Source organism: Streptomyces sp. NPDC001832 (assembly GCF_040297265.1).
Classification (GTDB): Bacteria; Actinomycetota; Actinomycetes; order Streptomycetales; family Streptomycetaceae; genus Streptomyces.
The window spans coordinates 101,885-120,019 of the sequence record NZ_JBEOYU010000001.1 but is presented as its reverse complement, the minus strand read 5'-3'; the positions used below and the strand labels follow the sequence as shown (position 1 = coordinate 120,019).

General features: G+C 68.5%; 17 protein-coding genes. 12 read left to right on the top strand and 5 right to left on the bottom strand.

Features of this window, described 5'->3' with window-relative positions; translation table 11 throughout:
• Positions 1-64: 64 nt before the first annotated feature.
• Positions 65-832, bottom strand: coding sequence for an ABC transporter permease (locus ABT115_RS00600; RefSeq protein ID WP_351782199.1), 768 nt, complete (start codon positions 830-832; stop codon positions 65-67).
• Positions 829-1,809, bottom strand: a complete 981-nt coding sequence (locus ABT115_RS00595; protein ID WP_351782196.1) for an ABC transporter ATP-binding protein — start codon at positions 1,807-1,809, stop codon at positions 829-831. Before ABT115_RS00595 ends, ABT115_RS00600 begins: the two co-directional genes overlap by 4 nt.
• A gap of 136 nt (positions 1,810-1,945) precedes the next feature.
• On the opposite strand from ABT115_RS00595, the gene ABT115_RS00590 reads away from it, so the two are divergent.
• Genes ABT115_RS00590 through ABT115_RS00555 form a run of 8 tightly spaced genes read left to right on the top strand, consistent with a single transcriptional unit; the run spans position 1,946 to position 8,550 of the window.
• Positions 1,946-2,695, top strand: coding sequence for a helix-turn-helix transcriptional regulator (locus ABT115_RS00590; RefSeq protein ID WP_351782193.1), 750 nt, complete (start codon positions 1,946-1,948; stop codon positions 2,693-2,695).
• Positions 2,692-4,113, top strand: coding sequence for a Fe-S cluster assembly protein SufB (gene sufB / locus ABT115_RS00585; RefSeq protein ID WP_351782190.1), 1,422 nt, complete (start codon positions 2,692-2,694; stop codon positions 4,111-4,113). Before ABT115_RS00590 ends, sufB begins: the two co-directional genes overlap by 4 nt.
• Before the next feature lie 60 nt (positions 4,114-4,173).
• Positions 4,174-5,391, top strand: a complete 1,218-nt coding sequence (sufD, locus tag ABT115_RS00580) for a Fe-S cluster assembly protein SufD (RefSeq protein ID WP_502969000.1) — start codon at positions 4,174-4,176, stop codon at positions 5,389-5,391.
• Complete coding sequence (locus ABT115_RS00575; protein WP_093899509.1) at positions 5,391-5,708, top strand: bifunctional 3-phenylpropionate/cinnamic acid dioxygenase ferredoxin subunit; 318 nt, start codon at positions 5,391-5,393, stop codon at positions 5,706-5,708. The genes sufD and ABT115_RS00575 overlap by 1 nt, the downstream gene beginning before the upstream one ends.
• A 7-nt stretch (positions 5,709-5,715) precedes the next feature.
• Entirely contained in the window at positions 5,716-6,480 is a 765-nt protein-coding gene (sufC, locus tag ABT115_RS00570; protein ID WP_114243913.1) for a Fe-S cluster assembly ATPase SufC, read from the top strand.
• Complete coding sequence (locus tag ABT115_RS00565) at positions 6,477-7,733, top strand: cysteine desulfurase (protein ID WP_351782186.1); 1,257 nt, start codon at positions 6,477-6,479, stop codon at positions 7,731-7,733. The genes sufC and ABT115_RS00565 overlap by 4 nt, the downstream gene beginning before the upstream one ends.
• A 26-nt stretch (positions 7,734-7,759) precedes the next feature.
• Positions 7,760-8,215: a Fe-S cluster assembly sulfur transfer protein SufU gene (gene sufU, locus ABT115_RS00560; RefSeq protein ID WP_351782183.1), complete on the top strand. Its 456-nt coding sequence runs from the start codon at positions 7,760-7,762 to the stop codon at positions 8,213-8,215.
• A complete protein-coding gene (locus tag ABT115_RS00555; RefSeq protein WP_030974666.1) occupies positions 8,212-8,550 on the top strand; it encodes a metal-sulfur cluster assembly factor in 339 nt (112 codons plus the stop codon). The genes sufU and ABT115_RS00555 overlap by 4 nt, the downstream gene beginning before the upstream one ends.
• 116 nt (positions 8,551-8,666) lie before the next feature.
• Here ABT115_RS00555 and ABT115_RS00550 read toward each other — a convergent pair whose 3' ends face one another.
• Entirely contained in the window at positions 8,667-9,767 is a 1,101-nt protein-coding gene (locus tag ABT115_RS00550) for a DUF7847 domain-containing protein (RefSeq protein ID WP_351782180.1), read from the bottom strand.
• Between the two features lie 236 nt (positions 9,768-10,003).
• Here ABT115_RS00550 and dapD point away from each other — a divergent pair, with 236 nt between their 5' ends.
• The 4 genes from dapD (at position 10,004) to ABT115_RS00530 (ending at position 14,961) form a co-directional block, all read left to right on the top strand.
• On the top strand, positions 10,004-10,993 hold the full coding sequence (dapD, locus tag ABT115_RS00545; protein WP_351782177.1) for a 2,3,4,5-tetrahydropyridine-2,6-dicarboxylate N-succinyltransferase: 990 nt from the start codon (positions 10,004-10,006) through the stop codon (positions 10,991-10,993).
• A 431-nt stretch (positions 10,994-11,424) separates the two neighbouring features.
• Positions 11,425-12,879 carry a hypothetical protein gene (locus ABT115_RS00540; protein WP_351782174.1) on the top strand — a complete coding sequence of 485 codons (1,455 nt, stop codon included), beginning with the start codon at positions 11,425-11,427 and terminating at the stop codon, positions 12,877-12,879.
• A gap of 207 nt (positions 12,880-13,086) precedes the next feature.
• Complete coding sequence (locus ABT115_RS00535; protein WP_351782171.1) at positions 13,087-14,547, top strand: alkaline phosphatase PhoX; 1,461 nt, start codon at positions 13,087-13,089, stop codon at positions 14,545-14,547.
• Between the two features lie 183 nt (positions 14,548-14,730).
• On the top strand, positions 14,731-14,961 hold the full coding sequence (locus ABT115_RS00530) for a hypothetical protein (protein ID WP_351782168.1): 231 nt from the start codon (positions 14,731-14,733) through the stop codon (positions 14,959-14,961).
• Between the two features lie 123 nt (positions 14,962-15,084).
• Here the strand turns inward: ABT115_RS00530 and ABT115_RS00525 are convergent, their stop codons facing one another.
• On the bottom strand, positions 15,085-16,302 hold the full coding sequence (locus ABT115_RS00525) for a TerD family protein (RefSeq protein ID WP_351782165.1): 1,218 nt from the start codon (positions 16,300-16,302) through the stop codon (positions 15,085-15,087).
• Positions 16,303-16,544: 242 nt separating this feature from the next.
• Positions 16,545-17,996, bottom strand: a complete 1,452-nt coding sequence (locus tag ABT115_RS00520) for a peptidoglycan D,D-transpeptidase FtsI family protein (protein WP_351782162.1) — start codon at positions 17,994-17,996, stop codon at positions 16,545-16,547.
• Between the last annotated feature and the right edge of the window lie 139 nt (positions 17,997-18,135).

The window sequence follows — 18,135 nt, the reverse complement described above, 5'->3', positions numbered from 1 at the left end:
ACGAGTTACCCCGAAACGTCGACAGAACGTGTCCGCCGCTCGGTCCAGGACCGACCGGGCCCTCCTACTCCCAGCGGAAGAACTTCGCCGCCGCGCCCAGCCCGAGCACCGCCCACACCACGAGGATGCCGAGGTCGCTCCACGGCATCGACGCGCCGTGCTGGAGCACATCCCGCAGTCCGTCCGACAGCGCCGTGATCGGGAGCAGCCCCAGCACCGACTGCACCGCGTCCGGGAACTTGTCCAGCGGAACGATCACCCCGCCGCCGACCAGCAGCAACAGAAAGACCAGGTTGGCCGCGGCGAGCGTCGCCTCCGCCTTCAGCGTCCCCGCCATCAGCAGCCCGAGCCCGGAGAAGGCCGCGGTGCCGAGCGCGAGCAGCATCAGGACGGCGAAGGGGTTGCCGTGCGGCGACCAGCCCAGCGCGAACGCGATCACCGTGAGCAGCACCACTTGCAGCACCTCGGTGACCAGTACCGCAAGCGTCTTGGCGGTCATCAGCGCCCAGCGGGGCAGCGGCGAGGCACCGAGCCGCTTGAGCACCCCGTACCGCCGCTCGAAACCGGTGGCGATGGCCTGGCCCGTGAAGGCTGTCGACATCACGGCGAGCGCGAGAATGCCCGGAGTCAGGAAGTCGACGGACTCGCCCGCCCCCGTGTCCACGATGTCGACCGCGCTGAACAGCACCAGCAGCAGCGTCGGGATGATCACGGTCAGTAGCAGCTGCTCGCCGTTGCGCAGCAGCATCCGCGTCTCCAGCGCGGTCTGTGCGGTGATCATGCGGGACAGCGGGGCGGCGCCCGCCCGCGGGGCGTACGTACCGGCGCTCATGCGCGCAGCTCCTTGCCGGTCAGTTCCAGGAAGACATCCTCCAGGGTGTGACGCTTCACGGAGATGCCGGACGGCATCACTCCGTGCTGCGCGCACCAGGAGGTGACAGTGGCCAGCAGCTGCGGGTCGACGTCGCCCGTGATGCGGTAGGTGCCGGAAGCGACCTCGGCAGCCTCCACGCCGTCGGGCAGTGCCTTCAGGAGGGAGCCGAGGTCGAGACCGGGGCGGCCGGTGAAGCGCAGGGTGTTCTCGGCGCCGCCGCGACAGAGCGTCTCGGGGCTGCCCTGGGCGATGACCTTGCCCGCGTCGATGACGGCGACGTCGTCGGCGAGCTCCTCGGCCTCGTCCATGAAGTGGGTGGTGAGGACGACCGACACGCCGTCGGTGCGCAGCTCCCTTACGAGATCCCAGGTGGAGCGGCGGGCCTGCGGGTCCAGGCCGGCGGTCGGCTCGTCCAGGAAGACCAGTTCGGGGCGGCCGACGACGGCCATCGCCAGGGCGAGCCGCTGCTGCTGGCCGCCGGAGAGCCGGCGGTAGGTCGTACGGCCGCAGCTGCCGAGGCCGAGGCGCTCGATCAGGGCGTCGACATCCAGCGGATCGGCGTGGAGTTTCGCCATGTGGCGGAGCATCTCGTCGGCGCGTGCCCCGGAATAGACGCCGCCCGACTGGAGCATCACGCCGATCCGGGGGCGGAGCTTCGCGGCGTCGGCGACCGGGTCGAGACCGAGAACCCGCACCGTCCCGTCATCCGGGCGGCGGTAGCCCTCGCAGGTTTCTATGGTGGTGGTCTTGCCGGCGCCGTTGGGGCCGAGGACGGCGGTGACCAGGCCGGTGCCCACGCGCAGGTCGAGGCCGTCCACGGCGGTCTTGGGGCCGTACCGCTTCACCAGGCCATGGACCTCGATGGCGAGGTGCGGCGCGGAGCGCCTCGACGGGGGGTGGCGGCCGGGTGACGGGCGGACGGGCTCGCTCTTCATGGCCGGTAAGTCTAGGCAGGGGCGGGGAAGGCCCGTCTCCCGGGGCTGAATTAGGTAACCCTAAGTGATGAACCGCACCGTAGATCGTTTCGGACCGTGGTTGTCAGGGCTCGATGAATTACGCAACAATGGCGTTGTGAAAAACGGCGAGGCCAGGCGGGAGTCACCGCAGGAGGAACTCGCGACCGGAGAGCGCTCGACGCGCAACCGGGTCGCGCGCTCCGTCCTGGACCACGGCCCGTCCACTGTCGCCGAGCTGGCGAAGCGCCTCGGCCTCACCCAGGCCGCGGTCCGCCGCCATCTCGACGCCCTCGTCTCGGACGGCGTCGTCGAGGCCCGCGAACAGCGGGTGTACGGGGCGCGGACCCGAGGCCGCCCGGCCAAGGTGTTCGCCCTCACCGACTGCGGGCGGGACGCCTTCGACCAGTCCTACGACAAGCTCGCCGCGGACGCGCTGCGCTGGATCGCCGAGACCTCGGGTGACGAAGCGGTCGTCGCTTTCGCCCGGGCCAGGATCGCGGCCCAGTCCGAGGCGTACCGTGCGGCGATCGAGGCCGCAGGCCCCGAGCGGCGCACCGAGGCGCTGGCCAAGGCCTTGTCCGCCGACGGGTACGCTGCTATGGCGCGTAGCGCGCCCGGCCCGCAGCAGGGCGAGCAGCTGTGCCAGCACCACTGCCCGGTCGCCCATGTCGCCGAGCAGTATCCGCAGCTGTGCGAGGTGGAGACGGAGTTCTTCTCCAGCCTCCTCGGGACGCATGTGCAGCGTCTGGCCACCATCGCCCACGGCGACGGTGTGTGTACGACGTACATTCCGCGCAGCGGCCACTCAGCACCGAAGACCACCGATTCAGCATCTGCAAGCACGGCCGGGAGGAACCCCGCATGACGCTCCCCACGGAGACTGCCCACCCTGAACTCGAGGGTCTGGGCACGTACGAATTCGGCTGGGCCGACTCCGACGCGGCAGGCGCCGCAGCCAAGCGCGGGCTCTCCGAGGATGTCGTCCGCGACATCTCGGCGAAGAAGAACGAGCCCGAGTGGATGCTGAAGCTGCGCCTCAAGGGCCTCAGACTCTTCGACAAGAAGCCCCTGCCGAGCTGGGGCTCCGACCTGTCGGGTATCGACTTCGACAACATCAAGTACTTCGTGCGGTCGACGGAGCAGCAGGCGGAGTCCTGGGAGGACCTGCCCGCCGACATCAAGAACACCTACGACAAGCTCGGCATCCCGGAGGCGGAGAAGCAGCGCCTGGTCGCCGGTGTCGCCGCGCAGTACGAGTCCGAGGTCGTCTACCACCAGATCCGTGAGGACCTGGAGGAGCAGGGCGTCATCTTCCTCGACACCGACACCGCGCTGAAGGAGCACCCGGAGCTCTTCAAGGAGTACTTCGGCACCGTCATCCCGGTCGGCGACAACAAGTTCGCCTCGCTGAACTCGGCCGTGTGGTCCGGTGGTTCGTTCATCTACGTGCCCAAGGGGGTCCACGTAGACATCCCGCTGCAGGCCTACTTCCGTATCAACACGGAGAACATGGGCCAGTTCGAGCGGACGCTGATCATCGTCGACGAGGACGCCTACGTCCACTACGTCGAGGGCTGCACCGCGCCGATCTACTCCTCCGACTCGCTGCACTCCGCGGTCGTGGAGATCATCGTGAAGAAGGGCGGCCGCTGCCGCTACACGACGATCCAGAACTGGTCGAACAACGTCTACAACCTGGTCACCAAGCGCGCCGTGGCCTACGAGGGCGCGACCATGGAGTGGGTCGACGGCAACATCGGCTCCAAGGTCACCATGAAGTACCCGGCCGTCTACCTGATGGGCGAGCACGCCAAGGGCGAGACCCTGTCCATCGCCTTCGCGGGCGAGGGCCAGCACCAGGACGCCGGCGCCAAGATGGTCCACATGGCGCCGAACACCTCGTCCAACATCGTCTCCAAGTCGGTGGCACGGGGCGGCGGCCGCACCTCCTACCGCGGTCTGATCGAGATCGGCGAGGGCGCGCCGGGCGCGAAGTCCAACGTCCTCTGTGACGCACTGCTGGTCGACACGATCTCGCGCTCCGACACCTACCCGTACGTCGACGTCCGCGAGGACGACGTATCGATGGGGCACGAGGCGACCGTCTCCAAGGTCTCCGAGGACCAGCTCTTCTACCTGATGAGCCGCGGTCTGACGGAGTTCGAGGCGATGGCGATGATCGTGCGCGGCTTCGTCGAGCCGATCGCGAAGGAGCTGCCGATGGAATACGCCCTCGAGCTCAACCGGCTGATCGAGCTGCAGATGGAGGGTGCGGTCGGCTAGCCACAGCCTGACGACCGAATCCCCCGACTTTTGACAGAGAAAGCGAGCACTACGACAGCCATGGCTGAGGCTCAGAATTCCCCCACTCTCGGCTCCGTTCGAGCGGGGGGACCCCCTCCGGCGGGGTCCACCACCACCGGGTCCATCGCGGTGGCCGCCGAGTCGACCGTCGCCACGCGGATGAGCGCACCCCCGTCCTTCGACGTCGCGGACTTTCCGGTCCCGCACGGCCGCGAGGAGGAATGGCGGTTCACGCCGCTGGAGCGGCTGCGCGGGCTGCACGACGGCACGGCCGTCGCCACCGGTGGCGGTGTGAAGGTCACGATCGAGGCCCCCGAGGGCGTCACGGTCGAGACCGTCGGCCGGGACGACTCCCGGCTCGGGAAGGCCGGCACCCCGGTGGACCGCGTCGCTGCCCAGGCGTACTCGTCCTTCGAGCAGGCGTCCGTCGTCACGGTCGCCAAGGAGGCCGTGCTCCCCGAGCCGATCCGCATCGCGGTGCACGGCGAGGGCGGCGTGGCCTACGGCCACCAGGTCGTCGAACTGGGTGCCTTCGCCGAAGCCGTCGTCGTCATCGACCACACCGGTGACACGGTGCTCGCCGCCAACGTGGACTACATCCTCGGTGACGGCGCGAAGCTCACCGTCGTCTCCGTGCAGGACTGGGACGAGACCGCCGTCCACGTCGGCCAGCACAATGCGCTGGTCGGCCGGGACGCCTCGTTCAAGTCGATCGTCGTCACTTTCGGCGGTGACCTCGTCCGTCTCCACCCGCGCGTCAGCTACGCGGGCACCGGCGGCGAGGCCGAGCTCTTCGGTCTGTACTTCACCGACCAGGGCCAGCACCAGGAGCACCGCCTCCTGGTCGACCACAACACCCCGCACTGCAAGTCCAACGCCGCCTACAAGGGCGCGCTCCAGGGCGACGGCGCACACGCGGTGTGGATCGGTGACGTCCTCATCCAGGCCAGGGCCGAGGGCACCGACACCTACGAGATGAACCGCAACCTCGTCCTCACGGACGGAGCGCGGGTCGACTCGGTGCCGAACCTGGAGATCGAGACCGGTGAGATCGTCGGAGCCGGCCACGCCTCCGCGACCGGCCGCTTCGACGACGAGCAGCTCTTCTACCTGATGTCCCGCGGCATCCCGGCCGAGGAGGCCCGCCGACTCGTCGTGCGCGGCTTCTTCGCCGAGCTCGTCCAGCAGATCGGTCTGCCGGACGTCGAGGCGCGGCTGCTCGACAAGATCGAGACCGAGCTGAAGGCGTCCGTCTGATGGCCTTCGTCAAAGCCTGCGCGCTGAGTGAGCTGGAGGACGACACCCCGAAGCGGGTGGAGCTCGACGGCATTCCGGTGTCCGTCGTCCGTACCGAGGGCGAGGTGTTCGCGATCAACGACATCTGCTCGCACGCGAACGTCTCACTGTCCGAGGGAGAGGTCGAGGACTGCATGATCGAGTGCTGGCTGCACGGCTCCAGCTTCGACCTCCGCACCGGCAAGCCGTCCGGCCTTCCCGCGACGCGCCCCGTCCCCGTATACCCCGTCAAGATCGAAGGGGACGATGTGCTCGTCTCCGTCACCCAGGAGTCCTGAGTCACCCATGGCAACGCTTGAAATCCGCGACCTGCACGTCTCCGTCGAGGCCGACAACGCCACGAAGGAGATCCTCAAGGGCGTCGACCTGACCGTGAAGCAGGGCGAGACCCACGCCATCATGGGCCCCAACGGGTCCGGCAAGTCCACCCTCGCGTACTCCCTCGCAGGTCACCCCAAGTACACGATCACCCGCGGTTCGGTGACGCTGGACGGTGAGGACGTCCTGGAGATGACCGTCGACGAGCGCGCCCGCGCCGGTCTGTTCCTCGCGATGCAGTACCCGGTCGAGATCCCCGGTGTCTCGGTCTCCAACTTCCTGCGTACCTCCGCCACCGCCGTCCGCGGCGAGGCGCCCAAGCTGCGTACCTGGGTGAAGGAGGTCAAGGAGACGATGTCTCAGCTCCAGATGGACCCCGCATTCGCCGAGCGCAACGTCAACGAGGGCTTCTCCGGCGGTGAGAAGAAGCGCCACGAGATCCTTCAGCTGGAGCTCCTCAAGCCGAAGGTCGCGATCCTCGACGAGACCGACTCCGGTCTGGACGTCGATGCCCTGCGCATCGTCTCCGAGGGGGTCAACCGGGTCCGCGAGACCGGCGAGGTCGGCACCCTGCTGATCACGCACTACACGCGGATTCTCCGCTACATCAAGCCCGACTTCGTGCACGTCTTCGCCAACGGCCGCATTGCCGAGTCCGGCGGCGCCGAGCTCGCCGACAAGCTGGAGAACGAGGGCTACGAGGCATATGTGAAGGGTGGCGCTTCCGCGTGACACAGCTGCCGGGCCTCCTCGACACCGAGGCGATCCGCAAGGACTTCCCCGTGCTGGATCGTACGGTCCACGACGGGAAGAAGATCGTTTATCTGGACAACGCGGCGACCTCGCAGAAGCCGCGCCAGGTGCTCGATGCTCTCAACAAGTACTACGAGCGGCACAACGCCAACGTGCACCGTGGCGTGCACGTGCTCGCCGAGGAGGCCACGGCGCTGTACGAGGGCGCCCGTGACAAGGTCGCCGCGTTCATCAACGCGCCCAGCCGCAACGAGGTGATATTCACCAAGAACGCCTCCGAGTCGCTCAACCTCGTGGCCAACATGCTCGGCTGGGCCGATGAGCCCTACCGGGTGGACCACGACACCGAGATCGTCATCACGGAGATGGAGCACCACTCCAACATCGTGCCGTGGCAGCTGCTCTCGCAGCGCACCGGCGCGAAGCTGAAGTGGTTCGGCATCACCGACGACGGCCGTCTCGACCTGTCCAACATCGACGAGATCATCACGGAGAAGACGAAGATCGTCTCCTTCACTCTGGTCTCGAACATCATGGGCACGATCAACCCGGTAGAGAAGATCATCCGCCGTGCCCAGCAGGTCGGCGCGCTGGTCTGCGTCGATGCCTCGCAGGCCGCCCCGCACATGGTGCTCGACGTGCAGGCGCTGCAGGCCGACTTCGTGGCTTTCACCGGCCACAAGATGGTCGGACCGACCGGCATCGGCGTGCTCTGGGGCCGGCAGGAGCTCCTGGAGGACCTGCCGCCGTTCCTGGGTGGCGGCGAGATGATCGAGACCGTGTCGATGCACTCGTCGACGTACGCCCCCGCGCCGCACAAGTTCGAGGCCGGTACGCCCCCGATCGCCCAGGCCGTCGGTCTCGGCGCGGCCGTGGACTACCTCTCGGCGATCGGCATGGAGAAGATCTACCGGCACGAGCACGCGATCACCGAGTACGCGGTGAAGCGGCTCCTGGAGGTCCCGGACCTCAGGATCATCGGTCCTGCCACGGCCGAGGACCGCGGCGCCACGATCTCCTTCACGCTCGGCGACATCCACCCCCATGATGTGGGCCAGGTACTCGACGAGCAGGGCATCGCGGTCCGGGTCGGACACCACTGCGCACGGCCGGTCTGCCTGCGGTACGGAATTCCTGCTACGACGCGAGCGTCGTTCTATCTGTACTCCACGCCCGCCGAGGTCGACGCCCTGGTGGACGGTCTGGAGCACGTACGGAACTTTTTCGGTTAATAGGCACTGCGGCTGAGGGTTGACTGGTGAAGCTTGATTCCATGTACCAGGAAGTGATCCTGGACCACTACAAGCACCCCCACGGGCGCGGCCTGCGGGACGGCGACGCCGAGGTGCACCACGTCAACCCGACGTGCGGCGACGAGATCACTCTCCGGGTGAAGTACGACGGCGAGACCATCGCCGATGTGTCGTACGAGGGTCAGGGCTGCTCCATCAGCCAGGCCAGCGCGTCCGTGCTGAACGAACTGTTGGTCGGCAAGAAGCTGGGCGAGGCGCAGAAGATCCAGGAGACCTTCCTGGAACTGATGCAGTCGAAGGGCCAGCTGGAGCCGGACGACGCGATGGAGGAGGTACTGGAGGACGCGGTCGCGTTCGCCGGTGTCTCGAAGTACCCGGCCCGGGTCAAGTGCGCGCTGCTGAGCTGGATGGCGTGGAAGGACGCGACGGCGAAAGCGCTGTCCGAAGGGAAGACGGCATGAGCGACAACGAGACTCTTACCACCAAGCCTGCCTCCGAGGAGGAGGTTCGCGAGGCCCTGTACGACGTCGTCGACCCCGAGCTGGGCATCGACGTCGTCAACCTGGGCCTGATCTACGGCATTCACATCGATGACGCCAACATCGCGACCCTCGACATGACCCTGACGTCCGCGGCCTGCCCGCTGACCGATGTCATCGAGGACCAGGCGAAGTCCGCGACCGACGGCATCGTCAGCGAGCTGCGGATCAACTGGGTCTGGATGCCGCCGTGGGGCCCGGACAAGATCACGGACGACGGGCGCGAGCAGCTGCGCGCGCTCGGCTTCAACGTCTGAGCCAACTGCAACGCCGAACGGCCGCCGGCTTTTGCCGGGGGCCGTTCGGCGTTTGAAAGGCCGTCGGGTGGCCATCCGATGAGAGGTCACCCGGCAGTCTCCGAGGGGGCGCGGGCCTACACGCCGTACTGCGGCGGCGGTACCGCCGCCGCCTCGGCGAGGACCGGGCCCAGGTTCTCCGTACGCATGCGCCGGTCGACGTAGAGAAGTCCGGTCACCAGCTGCGGGAACGTCGCCGAGACGAGCTGACCGATCAGCTGTCCCAGCAGGACGAACACCACATAGCCGCTCATGGCGTAGGCGACCGCCGCGAGGTTCGGGGCGTCGTTCAGGGTCGAGCCGCCGACGACGCCGGAGAACATGCCGAGGAACGAGAACGGGATCTGGATGATGTAGTTCACCACGGCCGCCATGGCGAAGGCCAGCAGGCCGATCCCGAAGATCCGCCACCAGTCGCCGCGCACCAGTTGCGACGAGCGGCGCAGTGCAGCCACCGGGCGCTGCCCCTCGAAGACCACAGCCGAGGGGGCCAGGCTGAATTTCACCCAGAGCCAGGCCGCCAGGGGAGCGGTGACCAGGGCACCCAGGAAGCCGAGCGAGGCCCCCAGCGCGACTTCGGGAGCCCGTGTGATCGCGCCGATCATGAGGGCGGCGAAGCCGACCATCGCCAGTACCAAGGGGATCATCGCGATCAGGGCCGCGAGGATCACCGTTCCGATCAGCGCCGGCACGCGGGCCCTGGCCCGGCGCCAGACGACGGACAAAGTGGTCGGCCTGCCCAGCACAGCCTCCTGCAGGACCACCGGAACGGTCGCGTGCATCATGGCTGTGCCGATCACGGATGCGACCACGGCGACCAGCCAGACGGCGCCGAGGGCGATCAGTACCGGTGCGAGGTCCTTCGACGACGGGTCCTTCTGGGCGCTGAGCGTGATAATCCGGTGCAGATGGCTACCGACCGCCCAGTACGCAATCAGGGCCGTCGCCCCCACCACGACCAGTGCCCCGCCGTACACGGCCACGCCGATACCGTACAGCTGCTTCCAGTAGCGCCCCATCGCGCTGAAGGCGCCGCCGAGTATGTCCCCGAGCTCCAGGGGTGCCAGCGGTATCACTCCCGGCTTCGGCGGCGGCATCCAGCCGCCCCATCCCGGCGGCCCGCCGTACGGTGCTCCGCCGTACGGCGGGCCACCGCCCCACCCTGCGTCCTGAACCACTGCTGCTCCGTTGTGTGTTGTCGTCCTGTGCGCTGGTCGGGACACCGTAGCGTCCCGGTGGCGCAAAGCTGCCGTACGGATCGACGGCACGGCCGAGTTGCTGTCCCGGCGGACCGATCCGGCCGAACGGCAGGTGCAGCCCGGCTGACCAGCGGGTCGGGGCTCCCGGGGGCCGCGCGCGACCATCCGGCGAGACCGGTTGGCTCCGGCGGTGCCCCGCCGGTTAGGTTCGTGTCATGACCGACACGACTCCTGCTCGCACCACCGGCGCCGTCGCCGCCGGCCTCGCCACCATCGCCGGCGACGGTTCCGTTCTCGACACCTGGTTCCCCGCCCCCGAGCTCACCGCTGAGCCCGGCCCGGCCGGAACCGAACGGCTCACCCCCGATCAGGCCGTCAACCTCCTCGGCGAGGGTGCCGCCAAGGCCATCGGGGTGGACGCCCGCCGCGGTGTCGAGATCGTCGCTGTGCGTACGGTCATCGCCTCGCTCGACGACAAGCCCCTCGACGCGCACGACGTATACCTGCGTCTGCACCTGCTCTCGCACCGCCTCGTCCGGCCGCACGGCCAGAACCTCGACGGGATCTTCGGCCTCCTGACCAACGTGGCCTGGACCTCGCTCGGCCCGGTCGCCGTCGACGACGTGGAGAGGGTGCGGCTGAATGCCCGGGCCGACGGCCTGCACCTCCAGGTCACCTCGGTCGACAAGTTCCCCCGGATGACGGACTACGTCGCGCCCAAGGGCGTCCGGATCGCCGACGCGGACCGGGTCAGGCTCGGCGCGCACCTCGCCTCCGGCACCACCGTCATGCACGAGGGCTTCGTCAACTACAACGCGGGCACCCTCGGCACGTCGATGGTCGAGGGCCGGATCTCCGCGGGTGTCGTGGTCGGCGACGGCTCCGACATCGGCGGCGGCGCCTCCACCATGGGCACCCTCTCCGGTGGCGGCAAGGAGCGCATCGTCATCGGCGAGCGCTGCCTGATCGGCGCCGAGGCCGGTGTCGGGATCGCGCTCGGCGACGAGTGCGTCGTCGAGGCCGGGCTCTACATCACGGCCGGCAGTCGCATCACGATGCCGGACGGCCAGATCGTCAAGGCCCGTGAGCTCTCCGGCGCCTCGAACATCCTCTTCCGCCGCAACTCGGTCACCGGCGCTGTCGAGGCCCGCCCGAACAACGCGGTCTGGGGCGGCCTCAACGAGATCCTGCACAGCCACAACTAGTGCCGGTCGCGGTACTTGTGCGTGTTTCGCTCGTAGCGGCGAGAAGTTCCTCGTACGCCCTCCGCAGCCCGTCGGTCGCCTCGCGTCCGGCGGGCTGCAGCGGCTCGCGGACCGGCCCGGTGTCGCGCAGAGCGCGCGGCCGAAGGGGGCTACAGGTGCTGTCATCCCTGAAGTGTCGGTCGCCAGACCGTGAAGGTCTACTTAGTTCTTCTTGGGGTGAAGGAGAAGAAATGCTCAATAGTTGTGGGAGGTATCAAGGGTAGGGTGCGGATATCTACGCGCGTCAACCCTTGTGTGGCAAGGAAGTTGTCAAGGTTCCAGGGGCGGACCACCGCTGTCTGTCGCAGGAACCGGGTGGCATGGGACGAAATGCGTCTACGCTTGGGGCGCCTGAACCCGTACGCCCCGTACGTCCCGAGGAGAACCACCTGATGTCCGCAGAGCGCCCCACCCTGCCGCCCGTACGGCTGCACACCGAGGCCGAGCTGGCACGGGACGCGCTCGCCGCGCCGCTGCTCGCCCGTGCTGTCCGGCTCGCCCGCTGGGCGGGCCCGGAGACCCGGGTCGGCGCCGGCGGCGAACTCGTCGAGGAACAGCTGCCCGCAGCGGCCGAATACCTCGGCCTCACGGCGGACGAGGACGGTGCGGCGGAGGCGAGCGAGGCGTGGCGGCTCGCGGTCGACACGGGGCTCGTCGACGTCGAGGACCCGGAGGAGGCCGCGGGGGAGGATGCGGAGGGGACCGCCGCCGCCGGTGAGAACCTGGCGCTGATCACCGGCGGTTCGCCGCAGGATGTCCTCTCGATCTGGCTCGACGGCCTGGAGGCCGTCCAGGTGGACGCCACCATGCCGTTCTTCGACGACCTCGCCGATCTCGTCGGCGAGGACGGCTCGATCGACTTCGAATCCCTGGACTGGGACGCGGATGCCGAGGAGGAATTCCTCGACGCGATCCTCGGCAATCTGTATGTGCTCACCGCAGGCGACGCCGGCATGGACGCGGGGCCCGTACCGCTGCCCGCGCTCGCCGCGTCGCTGATCGTCCCCGACGACATGGTTGAGCCCACCGACGACATCCTTGAGCAGGTGTCCGAGGCGATGATGCGCCTCGACGAGCAGTTCCGGGTCCTCGAACCCATCGGGATCGTCGAATACCGCCCGGTGGACGAGGCGTTGCTGGCCGAGGAGGGCGAGGACGCCGCCCCGCCGGCCGACGACGAGGACATCACCCGGTACGGAATGGTGAAGCTGACCCCCCTCGGCCTGTACGGCATCCGGGCCCGGATGCTGGAGGCCGGAGTGGACGCCCCGGTGATCGGCGACCTCGCGGAGAAGGATGCCGACGCGCTCCTCGACGGCATCGCTTACTACTCCGAGACGGTGGCCCGCAGCGAGGTCGAGCTGTGGCTCGCCCGGCGCGGCGCTGACGGCGCCGCGGCCGAACTCCTCGCAGCGGCACGCGGCGCGGACCAGCAGGCGCCTCTGCGTCGCCTCCACTGCCAGCAGGCGCTCGCCCTGGTCGGCGCGGAGGCGGAGCCCGCAGTACGCGCGGTGCTGGACGATCCCGAGCTGGGCGGTCTCGCGCGGGTCTGGCTTGCGGAGCTGGGCGCGGCGGACGTACCCGCACCGCCGGAGCCGATGATCTTCTGGCTCGCCATCGACACGATGGCGGCCCAGCTGGAGGCCGATGGTGACCTGGACGAGCTCCAGGGCCTGGTCGAGGGCCTGGCAGGCCAGCACAGTGGCTTCTTCGACGAGGCGTGGCGGGTGGAGCACCCGGCGACGGCGGACGTCCTCGAAGCGATGGGGCGACTGCACAGCGACAAGAAGAAGGCCAAGGAGGCCCGCAAGGCGGCGTTCAAGGCGCGGTCGCGGACGGGTTCCTGAGCCGAGAGGCTGTCGGGCCGCCCTGCTCACACGAGCCGCGTGAGCAGGGCGGTCTGCGGCGGACGGCACGGACCAGGTGCGGTATCCGGGCAGGCCAAGTGCACAGGAAGGATGCCACTCGACGTCGTCCGTAGTTCAACTGGTGTTGGCACAGGGGCGCGAGTGTGGGCGTGCCAACAACCCGCCCAGTTGCTCCAGGAGTACGTGATGCCCTTCACACGTAGGGAATTCACCAGAACGTCCGCCCTCACCGGTGCCGGGATCGCTTTGACCGGTACCGTCGCATCGCTGGCCACCGCGCCCGGTGCTCTGGCCGCGGAGGACTCGAAGCACGGTCACGACGACCACGGGCAGGGTCAGGGGCACAGCCACGAGCCCGGTTACGGGCCGCTGATCAACGACCCGGAGGGCCTCCTCGCGCTGCCCGCCGGCTTCTCCTACAAGGTCATCACTCGCACCGGTGTCACCAAGCTGGAGTCCGGCGAGTACACCCCCTCCAACCACGACGGCACGGCCGCCTTCGAGGGCCCGCGCGGCGTCACCCTGCTCGTCAACAATCACGAGCTGGCCGGCACCCGCGCCGACTGGGAGCACCCGGTGCCGCTGGCCGAGGGTCTCGTCTACGACCCGGTCGCGGCCGGCGGCTGCACCGTCGTGGAGACCCGCCGCGACGGCCGTACCGCCGAGTGGGTCGGCATCGCCGGTACGTCCACCAACTGCGCGGGTGGCGCCTCCCCGTGGGGCACCTGGCTCACCTGTGAGGAGACCGAGGACAAGGCCGGCAAGAAAGGCCTGCTCAAGGACCACGGCTACGTCTTCGAGGTCGATCCGTACGACAACCGCGCCAACCGCGACCCGCGCCCGATCAAGGCGCTCGGCCGGTACGCCCACGAGGCCGTCGTCATCGACCCCAAGCGCGGCCACGCCTACCTGACCGAGGACGCCGCGGGCCCCAACGGACTGCTCTACCGCTGGGTTCCGCCGCACGGCTTCCGGCACGGCCGCGGCCAGCTGCGCACGCTCGCCGACGACGCCGGTGTCCTCCAGGCCACCAAGTGCTTCGACAGCAACGGCAAGTTCGTCGACGACCTGTCCCGCGCCACGAAGATCGGCACCGTGTACGGCGTGGACTGGGTCGACGTACCCGACCGTGACGCGAAGACCGTCTCGGTCCGCAAGCAGTTCGCGGACAGCGAGGTCACCCGCGCACGCAAGCTCGAAGGCATGTGGTGGGGCGACGGCGGAGCGTACATCGTCTCCTCGTTCGCCCGCGGGGAGAGCCCCGTCCAGCACGACGGCCAGGTCTGGTTCTACGACCCCAAGCGCCGCACGCTGACGCTGAAGGTACTCCTCGGCGTGAACGCAGACCCGTCGAAGGACGGCGCCTACGACGGCCCGGACAACATCACCGTCTCGCCGTACGGCGGTCTGGTCATCGCCGAGGACGGCGACGGCATCCAGCACCTGTTCGGGGCGACCGACAGCGGCCGCACGTACCCGATCGCCCGCAACGAGCTGAACATCGGCAGTGAACAGGAGCCGGAGTACAGCGAGTTCACGGGTGTCACGTTCTCGCCCGACGGCAAGACGCTGTACGCCAACATCCAGACGCCGGGCATCATGCTAGCCATCACCGGTCCGTGGAAGCGTCAGCCGAACCGCCACTGACGCTGTGTGGACTGCTCTCGGATCTGCGATGAAAACCCTTGGTGAGTCCGGAGGCTGATCCTTCAGGGTCCTGTTTGTTGTCCAGGTGCGAAGGCAGGACCTGCTTTACGAATCCGGTATCAGTGTGCCCCCAGGGGTGGACGGGCATGGCGTCGGGCGTTCCCAGGGCGCATACTCAAGGTAATGAAACAGTCAGCCGGATCCCGGCGCCACCTGCCTTCCAGTCCCTTCAACCGCCCGGCCCAGGCGGCTCCACCCGTCGAATTGTTCAATGTGGGCGACAGGGTGTCGCACGACCAGTTCGGACTCGGTCGCGTCCTTGCGGTCGAGGGCGACAACGACGCAGTGCTCATTGACTTCTCGGGGCGACAGGGGAGGATCCTGAGCCCGTACTCCAAGCTGACCAAGCTCTGAGAGAGGCGGCGAGCACGCGCAGCGTCCGCGTCTCCGTAATGCTCTCCGCGTCATGCTCTCCACCTTCAGGGGCACCTGCGCATGCGCAGGTGCCCCTGAAGCCGTGTCGGAAGCCTTTGCGGGTTACAGCGCCCGGGAGGCGGGCTTCACCATGCCTCGGACGGTGCGCGACTTCACGAATTCGCCCATGGCTGTCATCTCCCACTCGCCGGAGAACTGCTTGATCAGCTTGGCCATCATCACGCCGGTCTGCGGCTCGGCGCCCGTCAGGTCGAAGCGGACCAGCTCCTCGCCGGTGGCGGCGTCGATCAGCCGGCAGTAGGCCTTGGCCACTTCGCTGAACTTCTGGCCGGTGAACGAGTTGACCGTGAAGACCAGACCAGCCGCCTCCGCCGGGATCCGGCCCAGGTCGACGACGATCACCTCGTCGTCACCCGCGCCCTCACCCGTGAGGTTGTCGCCGGAGTGCTTGACCGCGCCGTTCAGGATGGAGAGCTTGCCGAAGTAGCAGCTGTCCAGGTGGTTCCGGTTGGGGCCGTAGGCGATCACCGAGGCGTCGAGGTCGATGTCCTTGCCGCGGAACGCGGGCTCCCAGCCGAGGCCCATCTTGACCTGGGAGAGCAGCGGTCGGCCGCCCTTGACCAGGGAGACCGTCTGGTTCTTCTGGAGGCTGACCCGGCCCTTGTCGAGGTTGATCTTGCCGGAGGCGGCGGGAGCGGGAGCGGCGGGCGGGGCCGAAGGGGCCGGCGGGGCCGGAGGGGCCGGAGGGGCCGGAGGGGCGGCAATCCGCGGGTCCACCGGGGGTGCGGCGGGCGCAGGGGAGGCGGCGGGCGCGGGCTCCTCCTCGACCGAGACGCCGAAGTCCGTGGCGATACCGGCCAGTCCGTTCGCATAGCCCTGGCCGACCGCGCGAGCCTTCCAGGCGCCGTTGCGGAGATAGACCTCGATGACCACGAGCGCCGTCTCGGTGCCCAGCTGTGGCGGGGTGAAGGTGGCGAGCACGCTGCCGTCGTCGGCGTTGCGTACGGTCGCGGTGGGTTCGATGCCCTGGAAGGTCTGGCCCGCCGCATCCGGGCTCGCCGTGACGACGATCTTCTCGATGTCGGACGGCACTACGGTGGTGTCCACCACGATCGCGTCCGGTGCGGTCCCGCCGCCGGAGCGATAGGTCACGCCGGGGCCGGCGGGCTGGTTGTAGAAGATGAAGTCGTCGTCGGAGCGCACCTTGCCGTGGGCGGTGAGCAGCAGGCCCGAAACGTCGAGCCGCACCGGTGCGGAGACGTCCACTGCCACGCGGGCGGCGGAGAGAGGGATGTTCGAGCCGGGGGTCATAGCGGTCATGCACGAAATAACGAACAACCGGGCTTTGCCGTTCCCTTACCTTCACCTACCTTCGCCTACCTTCACCCGCCTTGGCGCACTCCGCGGACGATGTCGCAAGCGCAGTGGTGATGGTCCGTCCGGAGCGATACGGGCCGGGCGATCGTGACGAGGCTGCCCGACCACACCGGGCGAAGGAACGCGGCGCGGAGGCCATGGGCCGGATTCCGGCAGTCGGAGCCCGGCCTCCGCGCCTGTCCTTCTCACTCCTTGATCGCCGCCTGCATCATCTTCTTGGCGATCGGCGCCGCCAGACTGTTGCCGCCGACCTCCGCGCGGGCCGCGCCCGAGTCCTCGACGATCACCGCCACCGCGACCTCCTTGCCGGTGGCGTTGTCCTTCGCGTACGAGGTGAACCAGGCGTACGGGGTGTTGCTGTTGTCCACGCCGTTCTGCGCGGTACCCGTCTTGCCGCCCACCTCGGCACCGGGGATTTGGGCGTTGGTTCCGGTGCCCTCTTCGACGACGGTCACCATCGCGCTGCACAGCTGCTCGGCGGTGGACTGTGAGACGACCCGCTTCGTGTCCCCGTCCGCGAAGTCCTGCAACGTATCGCCCTCGGAGTCCGTCACCTCGGACACCATGTGCGGTGCGGCCAGTTCGCCGCCGTTGGCGAGGGTGGCCGAGACCATGGCGACCTGCAGCGGCGTCGCGGTGACCTCGAACTGGCCGATGCCCGTGAGAGCCGTCTGCGGCTTGTCCATGCCGGACGGGTAGACGCTCTCGGAGGCCCGGACCGGCACATCGAGCTTCTCGTCGTTGAAGCCGAACTTCTCCGCCATCGCCTTGACCTTGTCCTGGCCGAGGTCGGCGGCGACCTTCGCGAAGACGTTGTTGCAGGAGTACTGGAGCGCCGTGCGCAGCGTGGCGTTCTCGCACGGGGCCGAGGGGTTCTCGTTCGTCAGGACGGTGCTGGTGTCGGGCAGGGTGTACGGGTTGGGGCTGGCCGTGGGCTCGTCGACGGAGCCGTACAGGCCGTCCTCCAGCGCCGCGGACGCCACCACCAGCTTGAACGTCGAACCCGGTGCCAGCGGCTGCCGCAGCGCACGGTTGACCGTCGGCTTGTTCTCGTCGTCGAGCAGCTTCTGCCAGGCGTCGCCGTCCGTCGTCCCGCTGATCGTCGACGGGTCGTACGAAGGGGTGGAGACCACGCTCAGGATTTGCCCGGTCGCCGGGTCGATCGCGACCGCCGCGCCCTTGTCGCTGCCGAGCGCCTCGTACCCCGCCTTCTGCACATCGGGGTCGATCGTCGTCACGACGTTGCCGGGGTCCGCCTGCGAGCCCGACAGCACGTCCATCGGCTTCTTCAGCCGGTCGTCGGTGCCGTCCAGCACATGGCTGTAGATCCCTTCGAGCTGCGTGGCACCGTACGCCTGCGAGCTGTAGCCGGTGACGGGTGCGTAGAGATCGCCCTCCGTATAGGTGCGCTTGTACGCGAGGTCGCTGTCCACCGTCCTCTTCGATCCGGTGACCGGGCTTCCGGCCACGATGATGTCGCCGAGCGGCTGCGCGTACTGCGCGATGGTGTTCCGCCGGTTGTGTTCGTTGTCTGAGAGCTCCTCTGCCTGGTACGCCTGCAACCACGTCGCCCGCACCAGCAGGGCGAGGACCAGGACCAGGCAGAAGACCGAGGCATGTCTGATCGTTTTGTTCATCCCGCAGGGGGACGAACGGGGCACCGTGCAGTGTTCCCGGTTGTGCCGTTTCTCACCGATTCCTCATGATCGGCCAGTCCGCGCCGGCAGGGCGCACAGCAGTTCGTCGGTGTCCTCGCCGCGGGCGTTCCGGTGCGAC